This is a genomic window from Amycolatopsis sp. NPDC051128 (genome assembly GCF_040682715.1).
Taxonomy (GTDB): domain Bacteria; phylum Actinomycetota; class Actinomycetes; order Mycobacteriales; family Pseudonocardiaceae; genus Amycolatopsis.
In genome coordinates this window covers 56999-82569 of record NZ_JBFBBN010000013.1, presented here as the reverse complement: position 1 = coordinate 82569, position 25571 = coordinate 56999, and the positions used below count along the sequence as shown (strand labels likewise).

General features: G+C 71.9%; 18 protein-coding genes. 9 read left to right on the top strand and 9 right to left on the bottom strand.

The genetic code is table 11. From position 1 onward, the window contains the following. Positions 1-1020: a nitroreductase family protein gene (locus tag AB0M82_RS16275; RefSeq protein WP_364722162.1), complete on the top strand. Its 1020-nt coding sequence runs from the start codon at positions 1-3 to the stop codon at positions 1018-1020. Continuing rightward, the gene (locus tag AB0M82_RS16270) at positions 1017-2354 is read left to right on the top strand and encodes a wax ester/triacylglycerol synthase domain-containing protein (RefSeq protein WP_364722161.1); all 1338 of its coding nucleotides are present in this window, start codon (positions 1017-1019) and stop codon (positions 2352-2354) included. Before AB0M82_RS16275 ends, AB0M82_RS16270 begins: the two co-directional genes overlap by 4 nt. On the opposite strand, the gene AB0M82_RS16265 is transcribed toward AB0M82_RS16270, so the two are convergent. Both AB0M82_RS16265 and AB0M82_RS16260 read right to left on the bottom strand, forming a co-directional pair. After that, complete coding sequence (locus AB0M82_RS16265) at positions 2342-3793, bottom strand: multicopper oxidase family protein (RefSeq protein ID WP_364722159.1); 1452 nt, start codon at positions 3791-3793, stop codon at positions 2342-2344. The two genes, AB0M82_RS16270 and AB0M82_RS16265, sit on opposite strands and share 13 nt — an antisense overlap. After that, the gene (locus AB0M82_RS16260; RefSeq protein ID WP_364722157.1) at positions 3790-6294 is read right to left on the bottom strand and encodes a heavy metal translocating P-type ATPase; all 2505 of its coding nucleotides are present in this window, start codon (positions 6292-6294) and stop codon (positions 3790-3792) included. The genes AB0M82_RS16265 and AB0M82_RS16260 overlap by 4 nt, the downstream gene beginning before the upstream one ends. A 268-nt stretch (positions 6295-6562) precedes the next feature. On the opposite strand from AB0M82_RS16260, the gene AB0M82_RS16255 reads away from it, so the two are divergent. Further along, entirely contained in the window at positions 6563-7003 is a 441-nt protein-coding gene (locus AB0M82_RS16255; protein ID WP_364722155.1) for a hypothetical protein, read from the top strand. 48 nt (positions 7004-7051) lie between these two features. Continuing rightward, positions 7052-8203, top strand: coding sequence for a nitroreductase/quinone reductase family protein (locus AB0M82_RS16250; RefSeq protein ID WP_364722153.1), 1152 nt, complete (start codon positions 7052-7054; stop codon positions 8201-8203). A 32-nt stretch (positions 8204-8235) separates the two neighbouring features. On the opposite strand, the gene hypE is transcribed toward AB0M82_RS16250, so the two are convergent. Further along, positions 8236-9291, bottom strand: coding sequence for a hydrogenase expression/formation protein HypE (gene hypE / locus AB0M82_RS16245; protein WP_364722151.1), 1056 nt, complete (start codon positions 9289-9291; stop codon positions 8236-8238). Continuing rightward, positions 9288-12359 carry a carbamoyltransferase HypF gene (gene hypF / locus AB0M82_RS16240; protein WP_364722149.1) on the bottom strand — a complete coding sequence of 1024 codons (3072 nt, stop codon included), beginning with the start codon at positions 12357-12359 and terminating at the stop codon, positions 9288-9290. The genes hypE and hypF overlap by 4 nt, the downstream gene beginning before the upstream one ends. 173 nt (positions 12360-12532) lie before the next feature. On the opposite strand from hypF, the gene AB0M82_RS16235 reads away from it, so the two are divergent. From AB0M82_RS16235 to AB0M82_RS16215, 5 genes are read left to right on the top strand one after another with little or no spacing between them, the layout of a single operon-like run. Further along, the gene (locus AB0M82_RS16235) at positions 12533-13642 is read left to right on the top strand and encodes a 4Fe-4S dicluster domain-containing protein (RefSeq protein WP_364722147.1); all 1110 of its coding nucleotides are present in this window, start codon (positions 12533-12535) and stop codon (positions 13640-13642) included. After that, entirely contained in the window at positions 13639-14448 is an 810-nt protein-coding gene (locus tag AB0M82_RS16230; RefSeq protein ID WP_364722146.1) for an FAD/NAD(P)-binding protein, read from the top strand. The genes AB0M82_RS16235 and AB0M82_RS16230 overlap by 4 nt, the downstream gene beginning before the upstream one ends. Next, positions 14448-15200, top strand: a complete 753-nt coding sequence (locus AB0M82_RS16225) for an oxidoreductase (protein ID WP_364722144.1) — start codon at positions 14448-14450, stop codon at positions 15198-15200. The genes AB0M82_RS16230 and AB0M82_RS16225 overlap by 1 nt, the downstream gene beginning before the upstream one ends. Beyond that, complete coding sequence (locus AB0M82_RS16220; protein ID WP_364722142.1) at positions 15197-16489, top strand: Ni/Fe hydrogenase subunit alpha; 1293 nt, start codon at positions 15197-15199, stop codon at positions 16487-16489. Before AB0M82_RS16225 ends, AB0M82_RS16220 begins: the two co-directional genes overlap by 4 nt. Further along, positions 16486-16938 (top strand): hydrogenase maturation protease, encoded by a 453-nt coding sequence (locus AB0M82_RS16215; RefSeq protein ID WP_364722140.1) that lies wholly within the window; start codon positions 16486-16488, stop codon positions 16936-16938. Before AB0M82_RS16220 ends, AB0M82_RS16215 begins: the two co-directional genes overlap by 4 nt. Positions 16939-16950: 12 nt before the next feature. Here AB0M82_RS16215 and AB0M82_RS16210 read toward each other — a convergent pair whose 3' ends face one another. The 5 genes from AB0M82_RS16210 to AB0M82_RS16190 form a co-directional block, all read right to left on the bottom strand. Beyond that, positions 16951-17880, bottom strand: a complete 930-nt coding sequence (locus tag AB0M82_RS16210) for a galactose-1-phosphate uridylyltransferase (RefSeq protein ID WP_364722138.1) — start codon at positions 17878-17880, stop codon at positions 16951-16953. Next, complete coding sequence (locus AB0M82_RS16205; RefSeq protein ID WP_364722136.1) at positions 17877-19289, bottom strand: glycosyltransferase; 1413 nt, start codon at positions 19287-19289, stop codon at positions 17877-17879. Before AB0M82_RS16205 ends, AB0M82_RS16210 begins: the two co-directional genes overlap by 4 nt. A 317-nt stretch (positions 19290-19606) precedes the next feature. Next, positions 19607-20326: a serine/threonine protein kinase gene (locus AB0M82_RS16200; protein WP_364722134.1), complete on the bottom strand. Its 720-nt coding sequence runs from the start codon at positions 20324-20326 to the stop codon at positions 19607-19609. 103 nt (positions 20327-20429) lie between these two features. Next, positions 20430-24479, bottom strand: coding sequence for a family 43 glycosylhydrolase (locus tag AB0M82_RS16195; protein WP_364722132.1), 4050 nt, complete (start codon positions 24477-24479; stop codon positions 20430-20432). Between the two features lie 366 nt (positions 24480-24845). After that, positions 24846-25427: a DUF2076 family protein gene (locus AB0M82_RS16190; protein ID WP_364722130.1), complete on the bottom strand. Its 582-nt coding sequence runs from the start codon at positions 25425-25427 to the stop codon at positions 24846-24848. Positions 25428-25571: the final 144 nt, after the last annotated feature.

Below are 25571 nucleotides of genomic sequence, written 5' to 3'. Positions count from 1 at the left end.
ATGTCCACTGTGGAGGGAAAGTCCTGGACGGCCACCGAGAGCGAGGTGCTGGTCCGGTCGATGATGCGCGCGCCGTCGGTGCACAACACCCAGCCGTGGCTGCTGGAGATCGAGCCGGACGAGCTGCGGGTGCGCGAACGTGCGGAACCGGCTCTTCCGCACCACGACCCGGACGGGCGTGACCGCGCCGCGTCGTGCGGTGCCGCGGTGGCCAACCTCGAGCTCGCCGTCCGCATCCTCGGCCGGGCCGTGGAGATCGAGTTCCTGCCCGACGCACGCGAGCCGGAGCTGGTGGCCAGGATCGCTGTCGGCGCCGAGTCCCCGTCCACGACCGAGGAACTCCGCCGCTACGGGGCGATCGACCGCCGGGCGAGTCACCGGGCGCCGTTCGAGGGGGTGGCCGTGCCGGCGCCGGTGGTGCACAAGCTCGTCGACGCGGGCGGGGCGCCGGGCGTCGAAGCGCGTCTCGTCCGGCCCGGTCGGGAGGTCGCGGTGGTCGCCCGGCTGTTGCACTTCGCCGCGGAGCACTTCCGCACCGACAGCGGCTACCAGCGTGAGCTTTCCCTCTGGACGATCCGGGACGAAGGCTCCCACCGGCACGGCGTCGGCCTCCCCGCCAGCCGGGTCCCGGCCGGCTCGGTGCCGTGGGCGGGCCTGGTTCGCCGCGCCACGGAGGTCCCGGAAACGGCGGAACTCGAGCGTCGTCTGGCCGGCGAGACCCTGCTGGTCTTCGTCACCGCGGACGACGCCCGGGCCGACCACGTCCGCGCCGGGTACGCGCTGGAGCGGGCCTGGCTCGCCGCGGTCGACCTCGGGCTGGCGGCCGCGGTGCTGACGCAGCCGCTGCACCTGGAGCCGGTGCGGTCCGCGCTGTGCGAGGACCTCGGCCTCACCGGCTTCCCCCAGGCCCTCCTGCGCATCGGGTACGCCGCGGAAGCCGACCCGCCCTCCCTTCGCCGGGCAGTGCAAGAGGTGCTGCACGGCGGTCCGGACCCCGCTGGTCACCCATCGGAACGATGACCCGCGCGCCGCGGCCGGTCGTCGAACGCGCCAGTCCCGCCGATCGTGCGTTCCTCGCGATGGAAACCGACCACACGCCGGTGCAGTTCGGCGTGCTCCTGCTGCTCGGCCAGGCCCGGAGGCTCGACCTGGCGCAGGTCCGGCAGCTGATCGCCGAGCGGATCCCGGCCGTCCCGCGCCTGCGCCGGCGGTTGACCCGGGCACCGTGGGGGTGCGGTGGCCCGATCTGGGTCGACGACTCCGGGTTCGACGTCCGCCGCCACGTCCGGGCCGCGGTGTGCGCGTCGCCGGGGGACCGGCAAGCGTTGCTGGACACCGCCCTTTCGCTGGTCTCCACTCCGCTGCCGCGTAATGCGCCGTTGTGGTCCTCGGTCTTCGTGACCGGGTTGGCCGACGGGGAAGCTGCGCTGGTGGTCGTGTTGAACCACGTGCTCGCGGACGGCGTCGGCGGTCTCGCCGTCTTGGCCCACTTGGTGGACGAAGGCTCCGCGACGGTCGGGGAGCCTTTCCCGCGTGTGCCGCCCGGGAGGGGACCATTGGTGCGGGACGCGGTCGCGACCAGGCTGCGGGCGGTGCGCCAGGCCGGGCGGGCCTTGCGGGAGCTGCGGGCGTCCAGCTCGGCCGGCGGAGGTTTGCACCCGCCGCGAGCGGCCCCGTGCTCACTCGTCGCGCCGACCGGACCGCGCCGTCGGCTCGCGGTCGTCCGAGCCGACCTCGCGCTCCTGCGGGCGGCCGCCCACCGGAACGGGGCTTCGGTGAACGACGCCGTCCTGGTCGCGGTGGCCGGTGCCCTGCGCCGGGTGCTCCTGGCCCGCGGGGAGGCCGTCGACACGTTCGCGATCGCCGTGCCGGTGTCCGGCCGGGCCACGGAAGACGGCTCGGTGCTGGGCAACGCGGTCAGCCCGTTGCTCGTCAGCGTTCCGGCCGCCGGCGATGTGGTCCGGCGGCTGGAGCGGGTCGGCGCCGAGGTCCGGGCGGGCAAGGCAGCCGCGACCGGGCCGCCGCCGATCGCCGTGCTGGGTGCGCTGTTCCGGCCGTTGGCGGCGCTCGGCGGCTACCGCTGGTACATGAACCACCAGCACCGGATGCACACGCTCGTCAGCCACGTGCGAGGTCCGGACGGGCCGGTCACCTTCGGCGGAGCGCCGATCCGGTCGGCGATCCCGCTCAGCGTCGGCGAAAGCGGCAACCTGACCGTCGTCTTCGAGGTGCTTTCCTACGCGGGCACCTTGACGATCGCGATGCTCGCCGACCCCGTCCGCTGGCCGGATCTCGGCTTGCTCGTCGACGGCCTGCGTGCCGAGCTGGACCTGGTGCGAGGTCAGGTCCGGTAGCCGAGGATGGTCGCCATGCCGGTTTCGTGGTGGTAGGTGTTGTGGCAGTGGATCATCCACTGGCCGGGGTTGTCCGCGGCGAGGTCGCAGGTCACGGTCCGGCCGGGGAGGACGATGGCGGTGTCCTTGCGGGGGCCGGTGCCGTCCAGCTGGAAGGTGTGGCCGTGGATGTGCATGGGGTGCCACATCATCGTCCGGTTGGCGAAGGTGATCCGGACGCGTTGGTCTTCCCGGATCAGCAGGCGCTGCGCGGGGTCGAAGAGCTGACCGTTGATTCCCCAGTCGTAGCTCATCATGCCGCCGGTCAGGTCGAGCCGGTGTTCCACGTCGGGTGTCTTGGCGGGTAGCCGCACCTCTTCGGCAGGCTTGAGCCTGTCGTAGCGAAGGAGCTCGCCATCCAGTTCCGCTGGGCGGATCGAAGGCGGTGGCGGGCTTCCGCCGCCGGTGCGAACCAGGGCCAGTGCGGTGGCGTTCTTGCCCTCGGCCAGCGCGACGAGCGGGAAGATCCCGTCGTCGAGGGCGACGGTGACGTCGTAGCGTTCGCCCATGCCGATGAGCAGAGTATCGATGTCGACGGGCTGGACTGCGAAGCCGTCGGTGTGGGTGACCCGCAGGCGGTGCGAGCCGAGTGCGACGCGGAAGGCCGTGTCGGAGGCGGCGTTGACGAACCGGATGCGTGCCCGCTGCCCGGGTTGTGCGAAGAACGTGACCGGCGCGGCCGGGACTCGCCCGTTGATCAGGTAGTACGGGTAGCGGACGTCGCCGCCCAGCGCTGTGCCGCCGCTCATTCCGTGCATCGATCCCATGCCGCCCGCGCCTTGACGTAGCCGGGTGAGGACCTCGTCGGGGGTGGTGCCGGTGCCGTCGATCCAATCGTCGAGCACGACCGTCCAGTCGTGGTCGTAGCCGCCGGGGTCGCCTGGGTCCTCGACGATCACCGGCGCGTAGAGGCCGCGATCGAGCTGGGTGCCGGCGTGGGGATGCAACCAGTAGGTGCCGGGGGTGTCCGCGACGAACCGGTAGGTGAACGAGCCGCCGGGGACGATGGGGTCCTGGGTGAGCGGGGCCGCGCCGTCCATGTCGTTGCGCAGTGCCAACCCATGCCAGTGGATGGTGGTGTCGGCGGGCAGCAGGTTGGTCAGCTCCGCCTCGATGCCGTCGCCGGCGCGGACGCGGATCTCCTTGCCGGGCAAGGCGCCGTCGTAGGTCCAGGTGCGCACTTGGGGACCACCCAAGTCGACTTGAGCGACCTGGGCGGTGAGCTTGGAGCCCCGGGTGTGGCCGGTGGCGCGGCGCCGCGCTTCCACCTGCCCGATGCGGGCGCTGGTGGGCAGGATCAGGGGGGCGCTGGTTTCGTTGGACGTGCAGGCGGAGAACAGTCCTGTGCCGGCCAGCGCCAGCCCGGCGCGGACGAAGGTGCGGCGGTCGATGGTGCTCATCGCGGGGCGGGCACCGCCTCGGCGTCGGGCAGCGGCACGGGGTGGTGGCGGCGCAGCCGGTTGGCGTTGCCGACGACGGACAAGGAGGACAGGGCCATCGCGCCGGCGGCGATCATGGGGGACAGCCGCAACTCGAGGAGTGGGTAGAGCACGCCTGCGGCGAGGGGGATGCCGATGGCGTTGTAGACCAGCGCGAAGAACAGGTTCTGCCGGATGTTGCGCATGGTGGCACGGGACAGGCGGATCGCGGTGACGACTCCGGCGAGCGAGCCGGAGATCAGCGTGATGTCGGCGGCCTCGATCGCCACGTCGGTTCCGGTGCCGATGGCCAGCCCGACATCGGCCTGGGCGAGGGCCGGGGCGTCGTTGATGCCGTCGCCGACCATGCCGACCCGGCGGCCTTCGGCTTGCAGGCGCCGGATTTCGCCGGCCTTGTGTTCGGGCAGGACCTCGGCGAGCACGCGGGTGATCCCGACTCGACGGGCGATCGCGGCGGCGGTGCGGGCGTTGTCGCCGGTGATCATGACGACTTCGACGCCGAGCCGGTGCAGCGCGGTGATCGCGGCGGCGGAGTCGTCCTTGACGGTGTCGGCGACCGCGAGGACCCCGGCGGGGTGGCCGTCGATCGCGGCCAGGATCGGGGTTTTGCCCTCGCCGGACAGCCGCCTGCTGATCGGGTCGAGCCGGCTGGTGTCGATTCCGGCGTCGGCCAGCAGGCGCGTGGTGCCGACGAGGACGGCCCGTCCGGCGACCGTGGCCTGTACGCCCTTGCCGGTGATCGAGTCGAATCCGGTCGCTGTCGGCACGGTGAGGCCGCGGTCGCGGGCTCCGGCGACGATCGCCGTGGCCAACGGGTGCTCGCTGTCGGCCTCGGCAGCGGCCACCAGCGCGAGCAACTCGGATTGGGACGGCGTCCCGGTGACTTCGACGTCGGTGAGGGCGGGTTTGCCGGCGGTGATGGTGCCGGTCTTGTCCAGCACGATGGTGTCGAGCTTGTGCGCGGTCTCCAGTGCTTCGGCGGAGCGGATCAGGATGCCCGCGCGGGCGCCCTTCCCGGTCCCGACCATGATCGACAGCGGGGTCGCCAGGCCGAGGGCGCACGGGCAGGCGATGATCAGCACGGCGACCGCGGACACCAGCGCCAACGTCAGCGCGGGCGGCGGACCGGCGACGAACCACCCGGCGAAGGCGGCGATCGCGATCCCCACCACGACCGGGACGAAGTAGGCGGAGGTCGCATCGGCCAGGCGCTGGATCGGCGCCTTGGACGCCTGTGCCTGCTGAACCATCTTGATGATCCGGGCGAGCATGGTGTCGGCGCCGACCTGGGCCGCGCGCACGTGCAGGGAGCCGGTCGTGTTGATCGTCGCGCCGATCACGGTGTCGCCGACGCGTTTGGTGACCGGCATGGGTTCCCCGGTCACCATCGACTCGTCGACCGCGGACTGTCCGGACAGGACGGTCGCGTCGACCGGGATCTTCTCCCCTGGGCGGATCAGGACCTCGTCGCCGACTTCCACCTCGTCGATCGGGATCTCGGCTTCGACGCCGTCGCGCAGGACGCGGGCGGTGCGGGCCTGCAGACCGAGCAGCGCGCGGATGGCTTCGCCGGTGCCGGCCTTGGCGCGGGCTTCGAACAGGCGGCCGAGCATGATCAGGGTGAGGATCACGCCGACGGCTTCGAAGTACACCTCGCGCAGGTCGCTGGGCAGGAGGCCGGGGGCGAGGGTGACGAGCAGGCTGTAGCCGTAGGCGGCGGTCGTACCCAGGGTGATGAGGGTATTCATGTCCGCGCCGCGGTGAAGCAGGGTCAGCCATCCGGTGCGGTGGATCGGCCGGCCGGTGTAGCACATCACCGGGGTGATCAACGCGAGCTGCACCCACCGGTTGAGCAGTACGGCGGGCACCCAGTCCGCGCCGAACAGCGACTGGGCCATCACCGCGAACAGCACCGGCAGGGTGAGGACCGCGCCGATGAGCACGCGGCGGGTCAGGTCGGCGAGCTCGGCGCGCCGTTCCTCGGCTTGGGCGGCCTCGACGTCGACGGCGGCTGGGTCACCGGTGTCCTTCTGGTCCGCGGTCCCGGGCGGTGCCTGCTCGTTCCCGTCCGGCGGAGCGGGCTCGTCACCGGGTTCGACGATGAGAGTGCCGTGGATCATGTTCATCCCGCAGGCGAAGCCGAAGGAGCCGGCTCGGGCCGGGGTGAGGTGGACCGTCGTGGTCTGGAACGCGGGGAGCGCCGCGCTGAGCCGGAGGTCGGGGAAGACGACCCGCGAGGTGCAGTCCCCGGACTCCTGCCGGTCGAACACCATCTCCACCGGTAGGCCTTGGCGGACCTGGATGACGTCCGGGCGGTAGCCGCCGCGCACGGTGACCCGCACCTGCTGCACTCCGCCGGTCAGGTGCGCGGTGCGCGCCCGGCGCGGGCCGAAGAAGAACCAGCCCAGCGCGGCGATGGCCGCCACGGCCACCACGACGACGACAATTTCGGAGACGGTCATGGGAGACCCACCGCCACCACGTCCTCTCCGCGTCGGAGCAGCCGGGACCCTCGTCGGATGCGCTGGTTCAGCCGGCTGTCCCCCGCCGACTCTCCGCTCCGGTACCCCGTGGAGGTAGGGACCTTGTAACCCGGTGGATGGGGCAGAGGTCCCTGTCCGCGGCATACGGTTGGTGCGAAGTGGCCTTTCGCCTCTGCGCCCGTGGTCCCAAGACTCTGCCCCCCGGTGGTGTCGCGGGCCGATGATCGTGGTGCGAACGGAGGCCACGATGACCACCAGCGAGAAGACGCGCCGCCCGTCCGTGCGGGCACGCCGTACCGGTTACGTCGCCAGCGCCCTGATCAACGCCGCGTTGCTGGCCGCCGTCAACGGCTGGCCTGGTTGGGCGGCGGTGCCGTTCCTGACCGCGGAAACACGCCTGGTCGTGGGCGTGGTCGACCTGTGTCTGGTGGCGGGTCTGGTCACCAGCATCGTCTACGCCTTTTACGACCCCGAGTGGCTCACGGCGCTCGGCGGGGTGGTGACGGCCTGCGCCGGTCTGGTGGCCACCGTCCGGATCTGGCAGGTCTTCCCGTTCGACTTCGCCGGCTCCTCCTTCGACTGGCCGCTGACGGTCCGGATCCTGCTGGTCGTCGGCATTGCCGGGACCGTGATCGGGCTGCTGGTCCAGCTGGTGATGCTGGCCCGGGCCGGCGTGCGGCGGCATTGAGAGTGGCTCCACCGCTGGTCCCGCTTCCCTACGAAGAAAGGTTCGGCCATGACCGATCCCGTGCTCGTCGCCGATGACCGCCGGGAGCCTCCGCTCGCCGGCGAAGACCTGCTGATCGACCGGTTTCTGCCCCGGTTCGACGTGACGCTGATGGTGCACGTCGTTGCCAACGCAGGCATCGCCGAGACCTGGCAGGCGCTGCGCGAACTGGACCTGATGCGGGTCCACTCGCCGTTGACGGACGCGGCCATGCTCGTGCGGAGCGTCCCCGCCGTGCTGGCCCGGCGGCTCAACCGAGCCGGACCCGCGGATCAGCCTGCGGAGCTGAAGCTGTTCGGCGGGAGTGTCGCGCTGCCGGGATGGCTGCCGCTGGGCGAGACCCCGGGGCGCGAGGTCGTCCTGGGCGCCGTCGGGCGGTTCTGGCAGCCCGACATCGAGTGGTACGACGTGCAGGGCATGACACCGGACGATTTCGCCGGATTCACCGAGCCGGGCTGGGGCCGGATCGCGGCGGGGCTCTCGCTGCGCCGCTACGGCCCGTCCCGGACTTTGGTCACCTACGAGGCGCGCACGGCCACCACCGATCCCGGGTCGGCGCGCCGGTTCGCGCGGTACTGGTGGCTGGTGCGGCCATTCGCGCGCACCGTCATGCAAGCAGCCCTGCGCACCATCCGCCAGGACGCCGAATCGCTCGTCGACGGTCATCCGGACAAGACCGCGCCGACGGGCGGCCGGGTGAACCGGTGGCTTTACCGCGGCGGACGTCCCCGTGGCTTGGCCAGGGCGATGAACCGCGGTGCCGCGCTCACCTACGCGGCCGGGGTGCTCCCGCACCGGGTCGTGACGCTGGAGGTGCCCGGCAGGCGCACCGGCCGGCTCGTCCGGGTTCCGCTCGTCGTCGCCGACCACGACGGGGACCGCTACCTCGTCGCGATGCTCGGCGCACAGACCCAATGGGTGCGCAACGTTCGTGCGGTCGACGGCCACGTGGTACTCCGGCACGGCCGCCGCGAAGCCGTTCGGCTCGAAGAGGTGGCGACCGAACTGCGCCCGCCGGTCCTTCGGCGCTATCTCGCCTGCGCACCCGGAGCGCGGGCCCACATCCCGGTCGACCGGCGCGCCCCCGTCGAGGACTTCGCCCGGATCTCTCCGGACATCCCGGTCTTCCGCATCGTGGCCGAGCCGGCGACCGATGAATGAGAGCAAGCTTCCCTCGCCGCGCCGAAGGCGGTTCAGCAGATCCGGGGGAGCTGCTCGCCGATCAGCATGTCGACGACCCGCGTGGCCCCGACGAGAGTGCGGGCGGTGACTTTGGCCAGGCCCCCGGCTTCCCCGACGACGCCGATGGCCTGGGCTTGGCGGCCGGCCGGGTGGTTCCGCATGGCCGTCAGCACCGCGTCGGCGGAGGAGGCCGCGACGAAGGCGACGAGGCAGCCTTCGTTGGCCACGTGCAGGGGGTCGAGGCCGAGCAGTTCGCAGGCCGAGGCGACCTGGGGCGGCACCGGCAGCCCGGCTTCGTCGATCTCCACCGTGACGCCGGAGGCCTCGGCGAGTTCGTTGAGCGCGCTGGCCAGCCCTCCCCGGGTGGGGTCCCGGAGGGCGTGCACGTCCGGTCCACCCGCGGTGATCATCGCGGCGACGAGCCCGTGCAACGGCCGGCTGTCGGACCGGATCTCCGATTCGAAGCCCAGCCCTTCGCGGGCGCTCATGATCGCGGTGCCGTGCGCGCCGATCGGGCCGGACAGCAGCACGATGTCGCCGGGCTCCCCGCGAGTGGCGGACGGGAAGGCGCCGCGCAGCCGCACGCCGATGCCGGCGGTGGTGAGGTAGCAGCCGTCGGCGGCGCCGCGGCCGACCACCTTCGTGTCTCCCGTGACGACCCGGACCCCGCACTCGCGGGCGGCCCGGGCGACCGACGCGGTGATCTCGCGCAGCTCGGCGAGCGGCAGTCCTTCTTCCAGGACGTAAGCCAACGCGAGGGCGACCGGGCGGGCACCGCGCATCGCGAGGTCGTTGACCGTGCCGTACACGGCGAGCGAGCCGATGTCGCCGCCGGGGAAGAAGCGCGGGGTGACGACGAACCCGTCTGTGCTGAACACGAGGTCGGTGTCGCCGACGCCGATCACTGCGGCGTCTTCCAGCGGGCCGGGCTCGCCCAGCTGCGCGGTGACCACCTCACTCAGCAGTTCGGCCATCAGTTGCCCGCCGGAGCCGTGGCCGAGCAGGACGCGTTCGGTCTCGGTGGCGGGGACCGGGCAGGTCGTACGGGCCGGATCGATCGTCGTCATCGTGCTGCCTCCACTGTGGACTGCCGGCGGCCGGCGTGGTGGAACGCGGCGCAGGTGCCTTCGGCCGACACCATCGGCGCGCCCAGCGGGGTGCGGGGCGTGCAGCGGGTGCCGTAGGCGGCGCAGTCCGTGGGGACCGCCGTGCCGCGCAGGATCCGCCCGGCGATGCAGTCGGGGTGTTCGGCGGTTCGCACGCCGTCGGTGGCGAACCGCGATTCGGCGTCGAACCCGGCGAACTCCGCCGTGAGCGCCAGACCGCTGGCCGGGATCGGGCCGATCCCGCGCCAAGTCCGTTCAGTCACCCGGAAGACCCGGCGCACGACGTCCTGCGCGGCGGTGTTGCCGGACCGGCGCACCGCTCGCGCGTACTGGTTCTCCACCGTCGCCCGGCCGGTTTCGAGCTGGCGTACGGCCAGCACGATGCCTTCCAGGAGGTCGAGTGGCTCGAACCCGGTGACCACGATCGGCACTCGGTAGCGCGCGGCGATGGGCTCGTACTCGGTCCAGCCCATCACCGCGCAGACGTGCCCGGCGGCGAGGAACGCCTGGACCTGGTTGTCGGGCGCGTCGAGGATCGCGGTCATCGCCGGGGGCACGAGGACGTGGCTGACCAGCACCGAGAAGTTCCGCACTCCGGTTTCGGCGGCGTGCAGCACGGCCATCGCGTTGGCGGGCGCGGTCGTCTCGAACCCGACCGCGAGGAACACGACCTGCCGGTCCGGGTTCTCGCGCGCGATCCGGACCGCGTCGAGCGGGGTGTAGACGACGCGGACGTCGCCACCGCGCGCCTTGACGCCGAGCAGGTCCCCGCTGCTGCCGGGCACCTGGCCGTAGCTGATGCCACCGTCGTTCATCGGCACGCGTTCGCCGGCCAGGGGCCGCAGGCCCGCTTCGGCCAGGCCGTCGAACACGCCCGCGGTGAGCAGCGCGTTCTGGAACACGCCGCCCCCGAGGCACACGACGTCGGTGCCCAGCGCGGCGGCGGCCTTCGCGGCGAGCGCGACGACGACCTCGGCGACGGTCCGGTGGAACCGGGCGGCCGTCTCGCCGGGCGAAGACGTGGAGGTCAACACGGCACGCAGGGTCGGCACCGGGTCGTAGACCCACAGGCCGTCCCGGTGCCGCAGCTCCCAGTCCAGCGCCGTGCCCGGTTCGTGGCCGGTCGCCGCCGCCTCCAGCCGCGCCGCCGCCTCGCCTTCGTAGCCGTTGTCGTCGCAGAGGCCGAGCAGCGCGCTCACGGCGTCGAACAGCCGCCCGGCGCTCGACGCGACCGGGCAGTTGACGTTCCGGTCGATCATCGTCCGCACGAGCGCGACCTCGCGTTCGTCCATTCTGGACAGCAGGTCGCCGGCGAGTTCCCCGGGCAGTGCGGCGCCGAAGGATTCGGCGCCGTAGAGGTAGCCCAGGGCCATCCGGGCCGGGCGGCGGACCGCGGCTTCGCCGCCGGGCAGCGGCGCGGTGCCGAACCGGCCGAACCGCCGGAAGTCCCGATAATCCGCGAGCAGGACCTCGCCGCCCCAGAGCGTGCCGTCGGCACCGAGACCGAGCCCGTCGAGCGCGATTCCCACGAACGGACCGGACACCCCGTGTTCGGCGGCGGTCGCGGCGACGTGCGCGTGGTGGTGCTGGACGGCGATCCGGCGTTCGGCCGGCCAGCGCCGGCTGTACCGCGTGGACAGGTACCCGGGGTGCAGGTCGTGCACGCACCACGCCGGATCCGCTTCGTACAGGCGTCGGAGATCGTCGGCGGTCCGCTCGAAGGCTGCGAGCGTCCGCGCGTCGGAGAGGTCGCCGGTGTGCGGTCCGAGGTGGGCGGCGTCGTCGTGGGCGAGCGCGCAGGTGTGCTTGAGCTGGGCGCCCAGCGCCAGCACCGGTTCCGGCGCCGGATGCGGCAGCGGCAGGGGACCGGGGGCGTAGCCGCGAGCGCGCCGCACCATGGTCGTCCGGCCGTGGCTCACGCGGACGACCGAGTCGTCGTAGCGGGACCAGATCGGCCGATCGTGGCCGAGGATGCCGTCGACGATCGGGCCGAGCGTGGCCTGCGCGTCCGCGTCGTCGATGACGATCGGCCCGCCCGCCCGGTTGCCGCTGGTGACGACCAGGGGCCGCGCGAGTTCGGCGAGCAGGAGGTGGTGCAGCGGGGTCGTGGCGAGGAAGACGCCGATGTCGGTGAGCCCGGGCGCGATCGACTCGGCGAGCGGCGCATCGGGACGGCGGGGGAGCAGGACGATCGGGGCCGCGGCCGACGTCAGCACGGCCGCCGCGGTCTGGTCGACGTGCGCCAGCCGCCGGGCGCCGTCGAGCCCGCCGGCCAGCACGGCCAGTGGCTTGCTCGGCCGCGGCTTCTCCCGCCGGAGCCGCCGGACGACGGCTTCGTTCGCCGCGTCGCAGACCAGCTGGTAGCCGCCGAGGCCTTTCACCGCGACGATCCCGCCCTCGGCGATGACCGCGCACGCCGCAGCGAGCGCTTCTTCGCCGTGCGCCGACGGGGACCAGGTGAGCCGGGGGCCGCACGCCGGGCAGGCGATCGGCTCGGCGTGGAAGCGCCGGTTCGCCGGATCCCGGTACTCGGCTTCGCAGTCCAGGCAGAGTGGGAACGACCGCATGGCCGTGGTCGGCCGGTCGTAGGGCAGCCGTTCGACGATGCTCGCGCGCGGCCCGCAGTTCGTGCAGTTGAGAAACGGGTAGCGGTGGCGCCGGTCGGCCGGGTCGAACAGCTCCCGCACGCATTCCGCGCAGGTGGCCAGGTCCGGTGGCACGTCACCGGCGCGGCCGGCGATGCTGGCGCCGACCCGGAATCCCGGCCCGAGCACGACGTCGTCGGAGAGCACCGCGACGTCGACACCGGTGACCTTCGCTTGCGAAGGCGCGCGCAGGACCAGTCGCGCGAGGAAGTCGTCGAGCCGGTCGCCCTCTGCGTCGATCACGACGTGCCCGCCCGCGTTGCGCACCTCGCCGCCGATGCCGAGTTCCCTGGCGAGCCGGTGGACGAACGGCCGGAAGCCGACGCCCTGCACGGTTCCCCGCACCACGATGCGGCGGCGGTCGACGCCCCCGGTGTCCGCCATCCCGCCTCCCTGCCTGCTCGCCGATCACCACCGTGCTGGCGGACAGGCTGCCGCGGCCAGGGCACGAAGTACCCGGCGCAGGGACTTTGGTCCTCACACCCGGTCGATGACCTTCGGCCCTATGCCCTTCATCGGGGCAACGGTTCAGTGGACTCCTGGAGGTGCGAGTTTCGATGGAGACTCAGATACTCGACCGGACCGGACTCGGCGAGCTGGTCGACGCGCTGCGCGGCGAAGGCTACCGGGTGATCGGCCCCACTGTGCGTGACAACGCCATTGTGCTCGCGGAACTCGACTCCGCCGAGCAGCTGCCCGCGGGGTGGGGCGTCACGACCGCACCCGGCCGGTACCGGCTGCGGCGCCGGGACGACGAGGCCGTGTTCGGGCATTCGTCCGGACCACAGTCCTGGAAGAGCTACCTGCACCCGCCGCGCCGGAAACTCTTCGAGGTGAACCGCACCGGCGAGTTCACCCCCGCCGAGGAGGACGACACCCGCTACGCCTTTCTCGGCGTCCGCGGCTGCGACCTCGCCGCGATCGCGATCCTCGACCGGGTGCTCGGGGCCGCTGCGCACCCCGACGGCTCATACCAGCGCCGCCGCCGGGAGCTGTTCGTGGTCGCGGTGAACTGCACCGAGCCGGGCGAGCTGTGCTTCTGCACGTCGATGGGCACCGGGCCCGCCGCCGGTCCCGGGTACGACCTCGGGCTCACCGAACGCGCCGACGGCGACGGCCACCGGTTCGTCGTCGATGTCGGCACCCCGAAAGGCGCCCAGTTGCTGGGCAAGCTCACGGTCCGCCCCGCGGCTTCCGGCGAAGTGCTGTCAGCACGCGAAGACGTCGCTGCCGCGGCGGGCCGGATGGGCCGGGCGATGCCGGAAGCCGACCTACCCACGGCGATCCGCGACGCCCGGGAGTCGCCGCAGTGGGAGGAGGTCGCGAGCCGCTGCCTCACCTGCGGCAACTGCACGATGGTGTGCCCGACGTGCTTCTGCACGACGACCGAGGACGTCACGGACCTGACCGGCGACCACGCCGAACGCTGGCAGCGCTCGGCGTCCTGCTTCGAGCTCGACTTCTCCTACGTGCACGGCGGCAGCGTCCGGACGTCCGGCTCGAGCCGCTACCGGCAGTGGTTCAGCCACAAGCTCGGCACCTGGCACGAGCAGTTCGGCTCGTCCGGCTGCGTCGGCTGCGGCCGCTGCATCGCCTGGTGCCCGACCGGGATCGACATCACCGAAGAGGCGGCGAAGCTCGCGGCATACCCCGGAGGTACGCCGTGACCGAACCCATGGTGCCGGTGCCGTACCGGGTGGCCGGGCGGGTGGTGGAGACCGCGGACTCGGTCAGCCTGCGGCTGGAACCGCGCGGAAAGCCCTTGCCGGAAGCGAAGCTCGGCCAGTTCATGATGCTCTACTGCCACGGCGTGGGCGAGGTGGCGATCTCGGTCAGCGGCCCCGGGCCGACGCACACGATCCGGGCCGTCGGCGCGGTGAGCCGAGCGTTGCACGACCTCACGCCGGGCACCCTCGTCGGGGTGCGCGGGCCGTTCGGCACCAGCTGGGACGTCGAGGACGCGGCGGGCAACGACGTCGTGATCGTCGCGGGCGGCGCCGGACTTTGCCCGCTCCGCCCGGTACTCGCCGACGTACTGGACCACCGCGCCGACTACGGGCGGGTCGTCGTGGTGGCGGGCGCCCGGACGCCGGAAGAGTTCCTGTTCCCGGACGAGCTGGCGTCCTGGGCCGGCCGCCACGACGTCGAGCTGCTGCAGACCATCGACCGCCCAGCGGCTGGCTGGACCGGGCCGGTCGGCTTCGTCACCGAACCCCTGGCCGCCCTCGCGCTCGATCCGGAGCGCACCCGCGCTTTCCTGTGCGGACCGGAGCCGATGATGCGCGCCTGCGCGGAAATCCTCCTGGCCAAAGACATGTCCGCGCGCCACATCCGGGTTTCCCTGGAGCGGGCGATGAAATGCGGGATCGGTCTCTGCGGACACTGCCAGCTGGGCCCGCTGCTGGTCTGCCGGGACGGACCGGTCGTGGACTACACGGTGGCCGGTCCCCTGCTCGCGGTGAAGGAGCTGTGATGCCCACTCCGACCCTCGCCGTCTGGAAGTTCGCCTCCTGCGACGGCTGCCAGCTGACCCTGCTCGACTGTGAAGACGAACTCCTCGCGCTCACCAAACACGTGCGGATCGCGCACTTCCTCGAGGCCTCGAGCGAGGTGCTGCCCGGTCCGTACGACGTGTCCCTGGTGGAGGGATCCATCACCACCAAGGCGGACTTGCGGCGCATCCAGGAAGTGCGGGCACAGTCGAAGGTCCTCGTCACGATCGGCGCCTGCGCCACCTCGGGGGGCATCCAGGCGCTGCGGAATTTCGCCGACGTCACCGAGTTCGCGTCGGTCGTCTACGCGAACCCGCAGTACATCGACACCCTGGAAACGTCGACCCCGATCGCGGCCCACGTCTCGGTGGACCACGAGCTGCACGGCTGCCCGATCGACCGCGGGCAGCTGCTCGGCACGATCACGGCGCTGCTCGCCGGCCGTAAGCCGGACCTGCCCGACACCAGCGTGTGCACCGAGTGCAAGCGCCGCGGGCTCACTTGCCTGCTGGTCGCCGAGGACACCCCGTGCCTCGGCCCGGTCACCCGGGCTGGGTGCGGCGCGCTCTGCCCCGGCGTCCACCGGGGGTGTTTTGGTTGCTTCGGTCCGATGGCGCGGCCGAACACCCCGGTGCTGATCCCGCTGCTGCGTTCGCGTGGCATGAGCGAGGACGCGGTGGACCGCGTGTTCAGCACCTTCACCGTTTCCGAGACCCGGCGGGAGAAACGATGAGCCACCGAAGCCGACAACTGAAGGTCAGCTCACTGGCCAGGGTCGAAGGGGAAGGCGCGCTGCACGTCCGGATCACCGGCGGCGCGGTCGAGCGCGTCGAACTGAACATCTACGAGCCGCCCCGGTTCTTCGAGGCGTTCCTGCGCGGCCGCGCGCACACCGAACCGCCGGACATCACCGCGCGGATCTGCGGCATCTGCCCGGTGGCCTACCAGACCAGCGCGTGCAACGCGATCGAGCAGGCGTGCGGCGTCACGCTCGACCCGCGGCTCGCCGACGTGCGGAGGCTGCTGTACTGCGGCGAATGGATCTCCAGTCACGCGCTGCACATCTATCTCCTGCACGCACCCGACTTCCTCGGGCACCCGGACGCGATCAGCCTGGCCACCCGTCACCGCGAGGTCGTCGAGCGCGGCCTGGCGCTGAAGAAGGCGGGCAACACGCTGCTCGAAACCTTCGGCGGCCGGGCGATCCACCCGGTCAACGTCCGGGTCGGCGGGTTCTATTCACTGCCCACCCGCGCCGAGCTGGCGCCACTGGCCGAGGCGCTGCGGCGGGCCCTTGACTACGCTCTCGACACCGTCCGCTGGACGGCCGGGTTCGAGTTCCCCGACCTCGAACTGGACCACGACTTCCTCGCCGCGTACGAGCCCGGCCGCTACGCCATCGCCGACGGAACCCTGCGCACCACGTCGGGCTCGGCCTTCCCGCCGCGCGAATTCTCCGCGCACGTCGTCGAGGCGCAGGTGCCGCATTCCACCGCGCTGCACGCGTCGCTCGACGGGCACCGCTACCTGACCGGACCGTTGGCGCGCTACACCCTGAACTCGGGACAGCTGTCGGTGACGGCCCGGGAGGTCGCCGCGGAGGCCGGGCTGGGCGAGGAGTGCCGCAACCCGTTCCGCAGCATCCTCGTCCGCGGCGTCGAGCTGGTCTACGCCGTCGAAGAGGCGTTGCGGTTGATCGACGAGTACGAGCAGCCGTCACGGCCGTCCGTCGACGTGCCGCCGCGAGCCGGGATCGGGCACGGGATCAGCGAAGCCCCGCGCGGCACGTTGTACCACCGGTACGAACTCGACGCCGGCGGGCTGATCCGCGCGGCGGACATCGTGCCGCCGACATCGCAGAACCAGGCCGCGATCGAGGATGACCTGCGCCACGTCGTGAGCCGCAATCTCGGCCTCGACGACGCCGCGTTGACCAGTCTCTGCGAGCGCACCATCCGCAACTACGACCCGTGCATCTCCTGCTCGGCCCACTTCCTCGACGTCACGTGGGAACACCGGTGAGCCGGGCGGTGGTGATCGGCGTGGGCAACGAATACCGCCACGACGACGGCGTGGGGCTCGCCGTGCTGGCCGCACTCGACGCGCACCCGATTCCCGGCGTCGTCACCGCCCTCTGCGACGGCGAACCGGCGGCCCTGCTCGAGGCGTGGACCGGTGCCCGACTCGCCATCGTCGTCGACGCCGTGCTGTGCGAACCGAGCACGCCAGGCCGGATCTGGAGGTCCACTGTGGATTCGCTTCTCCCCGGCGGTGGCTCCGCGAGTTCTCACGCGCTCGGCATTCCCGACGCCGTCCGGCTCGGCGCCGCGCTCGGCCGGGTGCCGGACGAACTCGTGGTGTACGCGGTCGAGGCCGCGGACCTGGGCTTGGGGGTCGGGCTCACCTCCGCCGTGCAAGCCGCGGTGCCCGAGGTCGTCCGCGCGGTGCGCCGCGAGCTCGGCCACGATTGATCGCTGAACGCGTCACCGCGCTTCGGCCGACCCGACCAGGGTGCGCAGGCGTGCGGCGGCGTGTTCGGGGGACACGGTCGTCACCGGGACACCCGTCGCCAGCTCCAGCCCTGCCGGGGTCTCGAGGCGGGGCACGAGCTGCAGTGACCAGGCGAGAAACGGCGCGGTCTCGTAGCCGCCGGGCGCGGTGCGCACGACGATGTTGTAGGCCGGGTCGTCCAGTTCGGCGCGCAGGGCGGCGAGGACTGCGCGCAGGCACCGGGCTGTCGCAAGGATCTCTCCGGCGCTCGCTGTGGCGAAGTCCGGTTGTGCCCGGTGCGGGAGGATCCGGACCTCGTAGGCGGCGATCGGCGCGAACGGCGTGTAGGCGACCACGTGGTCGTCCGCGAAGACGACCCGCTTGCCCTCGCTCAACGCGGCTTCGAGCTGTTCGTCGGCGAGCCGCCGGCCGTGGTCGCGGTGGTGGACGCGCGCCGTCTCCAGCTCGCGCCGCGTTCCCGCGGACAGCACGGGCAGGCCGGCGACCTGCGAATGCGGGTGCGCCAAGGAGATTCCAGCCGCCAAGCCGTGGTTGCGGAAGACGACGACCTGGGCGGCCGCGGGCCGCAGCGCGCGGTGCCGGTGCTGCCAGGCTGTCAGCACGTCGGCGACCTCCGCTTCGGTACCCGTCGCGAAGTCCCAGTCGTGCCGGGGCGACTCGATCACGATCTCGTGCCGGTCCGACAGCGCGTACCGGTTCGGGACCGCGTGGACGCGCCAGCCCGGTCCGTCGCCGGGCAGCCGCCAGGTCTCGGGCGGGGTGTCCTCGGTGCCCGGGCAGAACGGGCACGCCGCCCCGGCCGCGCTGTGCGGGCGCGTCCGGCGACCCGGGGCAAGCACGGTCCAGTCCTCGTTTTCGGCGTTCCAGCGCAGTTCCCCGCCGTGCCACGCGCGGGCCGTCACGACGTTTCCCCCGGCCGGAACGCGGCACGGCACCGATGGGAGCAGAAGGAGTAGGTGCGCCCGTCTTCGACGACGGTGGGCGTCCCGCTCCCGGGTGGGACGGCCAGCCCGCAGACGGGATCGCGGTGGTCGGACCGGGTCATCAGCGCGCCGGGCGGATCGCCGTGGGCGAGGCCGTCGAGGAGCGTCAGCTCGTCGAGCAGGAGCCGGGGGAGCAGGAAATGCCGCCGGACGCGTTCGCGGCCGGACGCGCCCAGCGCGGCCGCGCGGCTCGGGTCCTGGAGCAGGTCGAGCAGTGCCCGCGCACACTCTTCGGTGGAGTCGACCAGCACCCCGCCCGTGTCGTCGGCGACCTGCAGCGGGATCCCGCCGGCCCGGCCCGCGACGATCGGTGTGCCCTTCCACAGCGCTTCGGAGACTACGAGCCCGAAGCCCTCGCGGACGGACTTCTGGATCATCACCGACGAGAACTTCTGGAACGCGTTGACCTCGACGTTGCCGACGCCGGTAAGGTTGGTGAAGACGTGGATGTCCGGGTCGTTCCGGCTCGCATCGCTGATGCTGCGGTAGACCTCCCACCCCTCCGGGTCGTCGAGCGCCATGGACCCGACCAGTGCCAGTTGCAGGCCAGGCACTTCGTGCCGCACCAGGCGGAAGGCGTCGATCACCCCCAGCGGGTCCTTCCACGGGTCGAACCGGGACACCTGCGTGACGAGCGGGCGGTCGGGTTCGATGCCGATCCAGTTGAGCACGGCGTGCGCGGTCCGGTCGTCGAGCGACATGTTCTTGGGACTGAGCGGGTCGATCGCCGGGCAGATGATGTCGGCGCGGTCGCGCGGAAGCATCGGGGGTACGAAGTCCGGCAGGGTGAACACCGTCGCGTCGTAGCCCTCGACAAACTTGCCGAGGTAGTCCCAGATGCCGGGAGCGGGCTGGGACGTGTCGACGTGGCAGCGCCACACCGACCGGGCCGTTGTCGGGTCCGAAAAGGAGAGTACGGCGGCCGGCTGTGGGTCGTGCACGAAGACAAAGTCGCAGTCCGCGAAGTCCGGGTCGGCCGACAGCTGCTCGGCATTGCGGCGCGAGTTCTCTTCGTAGAGCCGGATCTCCGTGTCCGTGATCGGCTCGGTGCCGCCTTGGAGCGCGTTGTGAAGTTTCTTCGTCACCGCGAAGAAGGCGGGCTCGCCGCTGATGATCTTCCACGTCGCCCGCACTCCGAGATCGTTGTAGAGCGGCACGGCCGACCTCAGCAGCTCGGACACACCGCCGCCGTAGGGTGTGGCGCTCAGATGGATCACGCGGGCGCCGCGGAGCCGCTCCGCGACGGCGAGCAGGGGTTCCATGACCCAGTCCGGCGCGACCGTCCGGTACGCGGAGACGGAGAGCTCACCGACGTCGACTGTTTGCATCCCGGACCTCTCGATCGGCGGGCGGGCTTCCAGCGTCGGCCAGGCACGACCGGTGCCGCCAGGGCCCAAAGTCACCGGAACCGCGCCGGGGGACGGCCGCGAGGCCCCCGAAGTCCGGGACCGTCCGGCCGCCGCGGCCCGTCGGCAACGAGCTGTACGACCCCACGCTCAAGCCCGACGAGATCTACCGCGCGGTGGTCGGTGAGTGGCCGCCGCGGCGGACCCAAGCGAGCTGACGCCCGCGGGCGAAACGGGCCGCTGTCGACAAGTAAGCCATCTGGAGCGCCCGGCGATGTTGGAGGCCGGTTGAGTTGGTTCTACACGCAGCGGTAGTCGCCCGCGCCGGCGCGTTTCGCCCCGCCGTCCGTGCCGCTCAGCAGGACACTCAGCAGCTCTTCGGCGGCTGCCATCGTGGGCCGGGCCGTCGGGTAGGGGTGGAGCAGCCGCAGCATCGCGTCGGTGACCGGGCCCTCCGTCCGCGGGTTGATGAGCCCGCCGTCGTACGGAGGGTGTCCTTCCAGCGCGGCGTAGAGGGTCGCGCCGAGCGAGAACACGTCCGACGGGAAGTCGGGGAAGCCGCCGTCGAGCACCTCGGGCGCGAGATAGGCGCGGGCACCGGAGCCCGCCACGATCCCCGCGTGGCCCGCCGTCGAGATGACGACGTGGTCCGGGTCGACAGCGCCGTGCAGGACGCCCTCGTCGTGCGCGGCGGCCAGCGCGGCGGCCAGCTGGGCGCCGAACCGCGCGACGAGCCCGGGGGCGAGCGTGCCGTGCTCTTCGAGCAGCTCGGTCAGCGTCCGCGCCCCCGGGTACTCCAGCACCAGATAGGTCGTGCTGTCCTCGTCGACGACATCACAAATTGCCGCAGAAGTCGCCGCCCGCGGCGCGGGGATGGCGGGCGCCGTGGGCGGCTCGTCGAACAACGGCTTGACGGCGACGATCCGGTCGAGCCGTTCGTCCCGGGCGTGCACGGTGCCGTGCCCCGCCCGGCCGAGCAGCCGGTACCGGTCGCCGATCAGTGTCCCTTCGCGCGTCACGTCGTGGTCCCTCCGCGTCGTCCACCGTCCTACTGGGAGATACGGCCGAAACGCGAATCCGGTTCGCTTGATCGACTCGATTTCCCCCCGGCCGGGTGGGCGATCACCTGAGCGGCCGGACGCTCCCCAGCGTCGGCACCACCTTGGCGATGGTGCCGTCCGCGGCGAACCGCAGCCGGTCGATGGTCACTTCCCGATGGGTGCCGTCGCCGCCGGGGATCGCGAAGCGGTGGTAGGCGATGTACCAGTCGTCCGTGCCGGGCACCTGGACGATGCTGTGGTGGCCGGTGCCGAGGATGCCGAGCGACGGGTCCTTCTCCAGGATGACGCCCCGGTTGACCAGCCCGTCGAGCAGGGGGCTCGTAGCCGTCGCGTAGCCGACGCGGTAGTTCTCGCTGCCCGTGTCGTCGATGGACCACGTGAGGTGGTACGTGCCGGCGCGCTTGGTCATGAAGAGCCCCTCGCGGAACCCCGTCAGCCCGGTGAGCTGCTTGATCTTCGCCGGGTCGTACGACGTCAGGTCGGCGTTCAGCGGCACGACGTAGGCGTTTCCGTTGCCCCAGTACAGGTACGTCTGCCCGTCGTCGTCGGTGAACACCGCCGGGTCGATGGCCTGGCCGCCGGCCGGGTTCGCCGCGATCAGCGGCTTGCCCAGCGCGTCGGTGAACGGGCCGGTGGGGGAGTCGGACACCGCGACGCCGATCTTGGCGTCCGCGCAGAAGTAGAAGTAGTACTTCCCGTTCTTCTCGGTGATGGTCGGCGCCCACGCCCGGCTGTCCGCCCAGGACACGTCCGGGCCGAGGTCGAGGATCTTCGGGTGCCGCGTCCAGGTAACGAGGTCCTTGCTCGACCAGGCGTCGAACGTCGTGCCCGACCAGCCGGGGTAGCCGTCTGTCGTGGCGTAGATGTAGTACGTGTCGCCGAAGTGGACGATGTTCGGGTCCGCGTTGAAGCGGGGCAGGACCGGGCTGTTCATGACGACCGCGGTGACCGTCCACGTCCGCCTGGTCCAGCCGGCACCGACGACCGAATAGCCGACCGGGCCGGTGAAGTCCTGCCGCGATCCGTTGTGCGGGAACACCTGCGTGCCGTCGGCCACCTGCAGCACCGGCGCGAGGCGCCGCACGTCCGTGCCCGGCTTCACCGGCAGGACGATGGTTCCCTTCGCGCTGTCGATGATCGCGGGCACCTTCAGGGAGTCCAGGTCCACCGAGCCGACGGCCGTTTCGTTGCCCGGCGCGCCGAGCACCTCCTTGGCGGTCAGTCCGCGGTTCCACACGGTGAACCGGCGCATCTTGCCCTGGAAGTACTTGTCGGCGCCGTAGGCCGAGCGCCCCAGGTAGTTCGACGTCGTGATACCGGCGCCGAGATCACCGGGTTTCGTGGTGACACCGTCCACATGGGACACTTCGACGCCGTTGTCGTAGAGACGCGCCATCCCGTTCGCCAACGTGTACGTCAGGGTGTGCCAGGCGCCGCGGGTCAGTGCCCGCTTGCTGTCGGCGCTCTGCTCGGTCGACCAGTTGCCGGACGCGATCGCGGCCCGGTAGGTGTCCCCGGTCGCGAACAGGTAGCCATCGCCGGAGTTGTCGGTGCTGTTGCCGAGGTTCCAGAGGAAGTACGGCGTCTGCTGGCCGGGGTCGACCCACACCTGCGCGGACACCGTGATCCCGCTCAGGCCGCTCATGAGGTTGTTCGGCAGGGCGACATACCCGTCCTTGCCCGCGAAGGCGAGCCCGTCCGCCGAGCGCGTGACACCGCCGTGCATCGTGGCGTCCCGCCGGTTCCCGGAGACGTCGGTGACCGTGCCGCCGGTGCCTGCCGTGAGGTCGTAGTCGGCGACGACGCCCTTGGCGTCGGCGGTCACCGGCGGCGGGCCCTGGCGCAGCCGGGCGAGCTCGGCCTTCGTCAGCGGCAGCACCGTGCCGTGGCGCGGGCTCTTCGGGAGCTGGTACTCCGCCGGGATCGTCCAGTTGGGCTTCGCCAGCGAATCGGTGACGAACGGCACGTAACCGCGGCGCGGTGTTTCGTCCATGAAGGCGTAGAACTTGGTGCCGTCGTTGGACTTGAACGCCGTCGGGCCTTCCACCCAGTCGGTGCCGAGCTTGGTGCGGATGCAGTCGTCCACGAGTTCCCAGTTGCGAGGCTTGGTGGTCGGCAGGTCCACCGCGCGCAGGTTCTTCGACCGCTCGAGCACGATGTCCCGCTCGCAGGACCCGATCACCTTGCCGTCGGTGGTCAGGCGGTAGTAGTAGTCGCCGTCCTTGATGACGGTGGAGTCGATGACACCGGCACCGGGGTCGTTCCACACCTGGGGCTTGCTGAACGTCCGGAAGTCGCGGGTGGTCGCGTACATCATCCGCGGGTACGTCGAACCGGTGTGGTCGACGTCCGAGGGAGCGTAGGGGCTCGTCGCCCAGTAGACGACGTACGCGCCGATCGCCGGGTCGTAAGTCGCCTCCGGGGCCCACGTCATGCCTGCCGTGTCGTCGGAGACCCGGACGTGGCGCTGGTTCGACCAGGTCACCAGGTCGGTCGACTCCCAGATCTCCAGATACTGGCTGCCATGGCGCTGCGCCTGGTCCCAGCCGCGGCCGTCGTTGATCTGCAGGTCGGTGGCGACGATGTAGAACCGGTCGCCCTCCGGGCTGCGGACGATGAACGGGTCGCGGACGCCGGTCTCGCCGTAGTTCGACCGCAGGACGGGACGGCCGCCGTTGAGCTCGTCCCAGTGCAGCGGATCGTTCCCGCGGCTGGCCGCGAAGTGGATCTGCTCGGTGTCCTGGGTCGCCTCACCGGTGAAGTAGGCGAACATGTACCCCTCGAGCGCTTCCTTCTTCGGCAGCGGCAGGACGGTGAGGGTGAAGGCGCGTTCCGCGGTCGCGTAGCCCTTCGTCGCGCGAACCGTGAGATGCGCCTTGGCAGGCCTCGCTCCGGCCGCGGGCCGCGTCACCTCGCCGGTGGCGGTGACGACGCGGGGGTCCTGGCTGCGCCACGTCAGCGTGACGTCGCGGGCACCTTTGACCGGCAGGGTGATGTTGCCGCGGATCGCGTCCTGGTCCGGGATCACGATGTCCTTGAGCGCGTTGTCGACCTTCTGGCGGTCGGTGATGTCCTGCAGCACGGTGACGGTGAAGGAGCGGCTCGCGGTCTGGCCGGCGTAGGAGACGGCTGCCGTCAGGGTCACCGTCGCGTTGCCCGCGCCCGGCGCGGGACGCGTCACCACGCCCGTCGCCGACACCACGGCCGGGTTGCTCGACGACCAGGCGATCGCCGAACCACCGGCGCCCGTCTTGGGCAGGGTGAGGTTGTCGGTGACGGCGGAGGTGTCACCGAGGTCGAGGGCGGCCGCGTCGGCCGCGGCGCGTCCCGAGGCGGTGCGCTCGCCGAGGGCACGGGCTTCGTCGGCGGTCACGGCGCGGTCGTAGACGCGGAAGTCGCGGACGTTGCCCTTGAGGTACTTGTCGCCGGCGTAGACCGAGCGGCCCAGGTAGTCGGCGGTGGTGGTGCCGCCACCGATCGAGCCGGGCGTGATCGTGATGCCGGTCTTGCGGGCGACTTCGATCCCGTCCTCGTACAGGACCGCGGTCCCGCCGCCGAGGGCGTAGGTGACCGTGCGCCAGCTTCCGCGGGCGAGGTTGCGGCCCGCGCTCACCGTCTGTTCGGTGGCCCAGTTGCCGGAGGCGATCGAGGCGCGGAACTGGTCGCCGGTGGTGAACAGGTAGCCGTTGCCGGTGCCGCCGCCGTCGGTGTTGCCGAGACCCCACAGGAAGTACGGCGTGCCCTGGTCGGCCGCGACGTTCACCTGGACCGAAACCGTGATGTCCGTGAGGTTCCGCATGAGGTCGCCGGGCAGGCGGACGTGCCCGTTCGTGCCGCCGAGCCGCAGGCCGTCGTCGCCCTGCCAGGTGGTGTCGCCGCTGACGGTGGCGTCGCGGCCGTGCCCCGACGCGTCGGGGACGGTCGTGCCGGAGCCGCCGGTGAGGTCGTAGCGGACGACCAGCCCTTCGTCCAGGGTCGCCGCGTGGCCGGAGGTGGCCCAGGCGGTCAGGGTCGCCGCGGCGACGGCGAGGGTGGCGGCGATGGCGGTCAGCGGGCGGTGCCGCCGGGCGAACTTCGGCGACGGCGTTGTCGCCGAGAGTCGAACGGGCATACCGGCTCTCCAGGAGATGGGCGCCGACGGCGCAGGAAGAGGGCGACGCGCGGGGAGTTTCCGAAGCCGCAACCGGCCGCCGGGCGCGAAGTGAGCGCTAACATAACTCTCGATCCGGGCGCGGTCAATTCCGTGTTCTGCCTGGTGGTTTCCGACCTTCCGACGATCGGACCCTTGACACCGTGTGGCGCCGGTCACTTACACTGCGGCAGATTGTCAGCCCGCGCACCCGGACGCCGCCGCACTGCCCCGGATCGCGAACGCTGTCGGCCGCGCCTACCTTCCCGAGGTGAACCTGCGGCAAGGCCTCCGCCTCGCCGCCAAGATGGTCACCCGGTCGTGAGCGGGACGGCGGCGGGCCGGGGGTCACCACTGCTCGCCGCCGTCCCAGCCGCCCGGCTCGTCGAAGCCGACCGGGTCGCCGTGGTGCTCGCCCGCCGAGGCCTCGTGACCACCGAACGCCCCGCTCAGGCCCTGGAACAGCAACGCTCCACCGGCGACACCCGCCGCCGTGACCGCCGCGGTCTTCAGGAACCCGCCGCCGGAGCGGCCCGGTGCCCCGCCCGCCGGTGCGGCCTGGTCCCGGTTCTGGCCGAACATGCGGGACATGAACCCGCCCCCGGCCTGCGCGGGTTGCGGCGCGTAGGCCGGGCCGGGCGCTGCTCCGTAGGCCTGGTTCGGCGCGGGCCCGAATGCCGGGGCCGGCGCGGCGCCGAAGGCCGGTGCCGTGGCCGGCGGGGCGGCTTGCAACTCGGCGATCCGGGCCTGTGCGGTCCGCAACGCGTCCTCCTGGACGAGGACGGCTTGGACGAGCAGGTAGAGCGCGTCCGGCTGCGACTGGATGTACTGGGTGATCAGCTGGGCGGCCTCCGGGTCCTTCTGCACCGGCTGCGCCTGCCGCAGGCGATTCGCCAGCCCGAGGATCAGCTCGCGGTCCTGGTTCTCCATGGGAACTCCCTTCGTCGGACTCCATCGTCGCCTCGAGACCCGGGGTGCGGACACCGGTGACCCGGCCCGAACCACCCGTCGACAGGCTGCCGATCTTCAGCCGGTCGGCGGGCAACCGGTCGCCGGGTCCCGGCTGGCGGGACC

What these genes read in the sequence shown, in the direction of transcription:
- AB0M82_RS16275 (WP_364722162.1), top strand. Translation starts at nt 1, where the DNA reads ATGTCCACTGTGGAGGGAAAGTCCTGGACGGCCACCGAGAGCGAGGTG.
- AB0M82_RS16270 (WP_364722161.1), top strand. Translation starts at nt 1,017, where the DNA reads ATGACCCGCGCGCCGCGGCCGGTCGTCGAACGCGCCAGTCCCGCCGAT.
- AB0M82_RS16265 (WP_364722159.1), bottom strand. Translation starts at nt 3,793, where the DNA reads ATGAGCACCATCGACCGCCGCACCTTCGTCCGCGCCGGGCTGGCGCTG.
- AB0M82_RS16260 (WP_364722157.1), bottom strand. Translation starts at nt 6,294, where the DNA reads ATGACCGTCTCCGAAATTGTCGTCGTCGTGGTGGCCGTGGCGGCCATC.
- AB0M82_RS16255 (WP_364722155.1), top strand. Translation starts at nt 6,563, where the DNA reads ATGACCACCAGCGAGAAGACGCGCCGCCCGTCCGTGCGGGCACGCCGT.
- AB0M82_RS16250 (WP_364722153.1), top strand. Translation starts at nt 7,052, where the DNA reads ATGACCGATCCCGTGCTCGTCGCCGATGACCGCCGGGAGCCTCCGCTC.
- hypE (WP_364722151.1), bottom strand. Translation starts at nt 9,291, where the DNA reads ATGACGACGATCGATCCGGCCCGTACGACCTGCCCGGTCCCCGCCACC.
- hypF (WP_364722149.1), bottom strand. Translation starts at nt 12,359, where the DNA reads ATGGCGGACACCGGGGGCGTCGACCGCCGCCGCATCGTGGTGCGGGGA.
- AB0M82_RS16235 (WP_364722147.1), top strand. Translation starts at nt 12,533, where the DNA reads ATGGAGACTCAGATACTCGACCGGACCGGACTCGGCGAGCTGGTCGAC.
- AB0M82_RS16225 (WP_364722144.1), top strand. Translation starts at nt 14,448, where the DNA reads ATGCCCACTCCGACCCTCGCCGTCTGGAAGTTCGCCTCCTGCGACGGC.
- AB0M82_RS16220 (WP_364722142.1), top strand. Translation starts at nt 15,197, where the DNA reads ATGAGCCACCGAAGCCGACAACTGAAGGTCAGCTCACTGGCCAGGGTC.
- AB0M82_RS16205 (WP_364722136.1), bottom strand. Translation starts at nt 19,289, where the DNA reads ATGCAAACAGTCGACGTCGGTGAGCTCTCCGTCTCCGCGTACCGGACG.
- AB0M82_RS16195 (WP_364722132.1), bottom strand. Translation starts at nt 24,479, where the DNA reads ATGCCCGTTCGACTCTCGGCGACAACGCCGTCGCCGAAGTTCGCCCGG.
- AB0M82_RS16190 (WP_364722130.1), bottom strand. Translation starts at nt 25,427, where the DNA reads ATGGAGAACCAGGACCGCGAGCTGATCCTCGGGCTGGCGAATCGCCTG.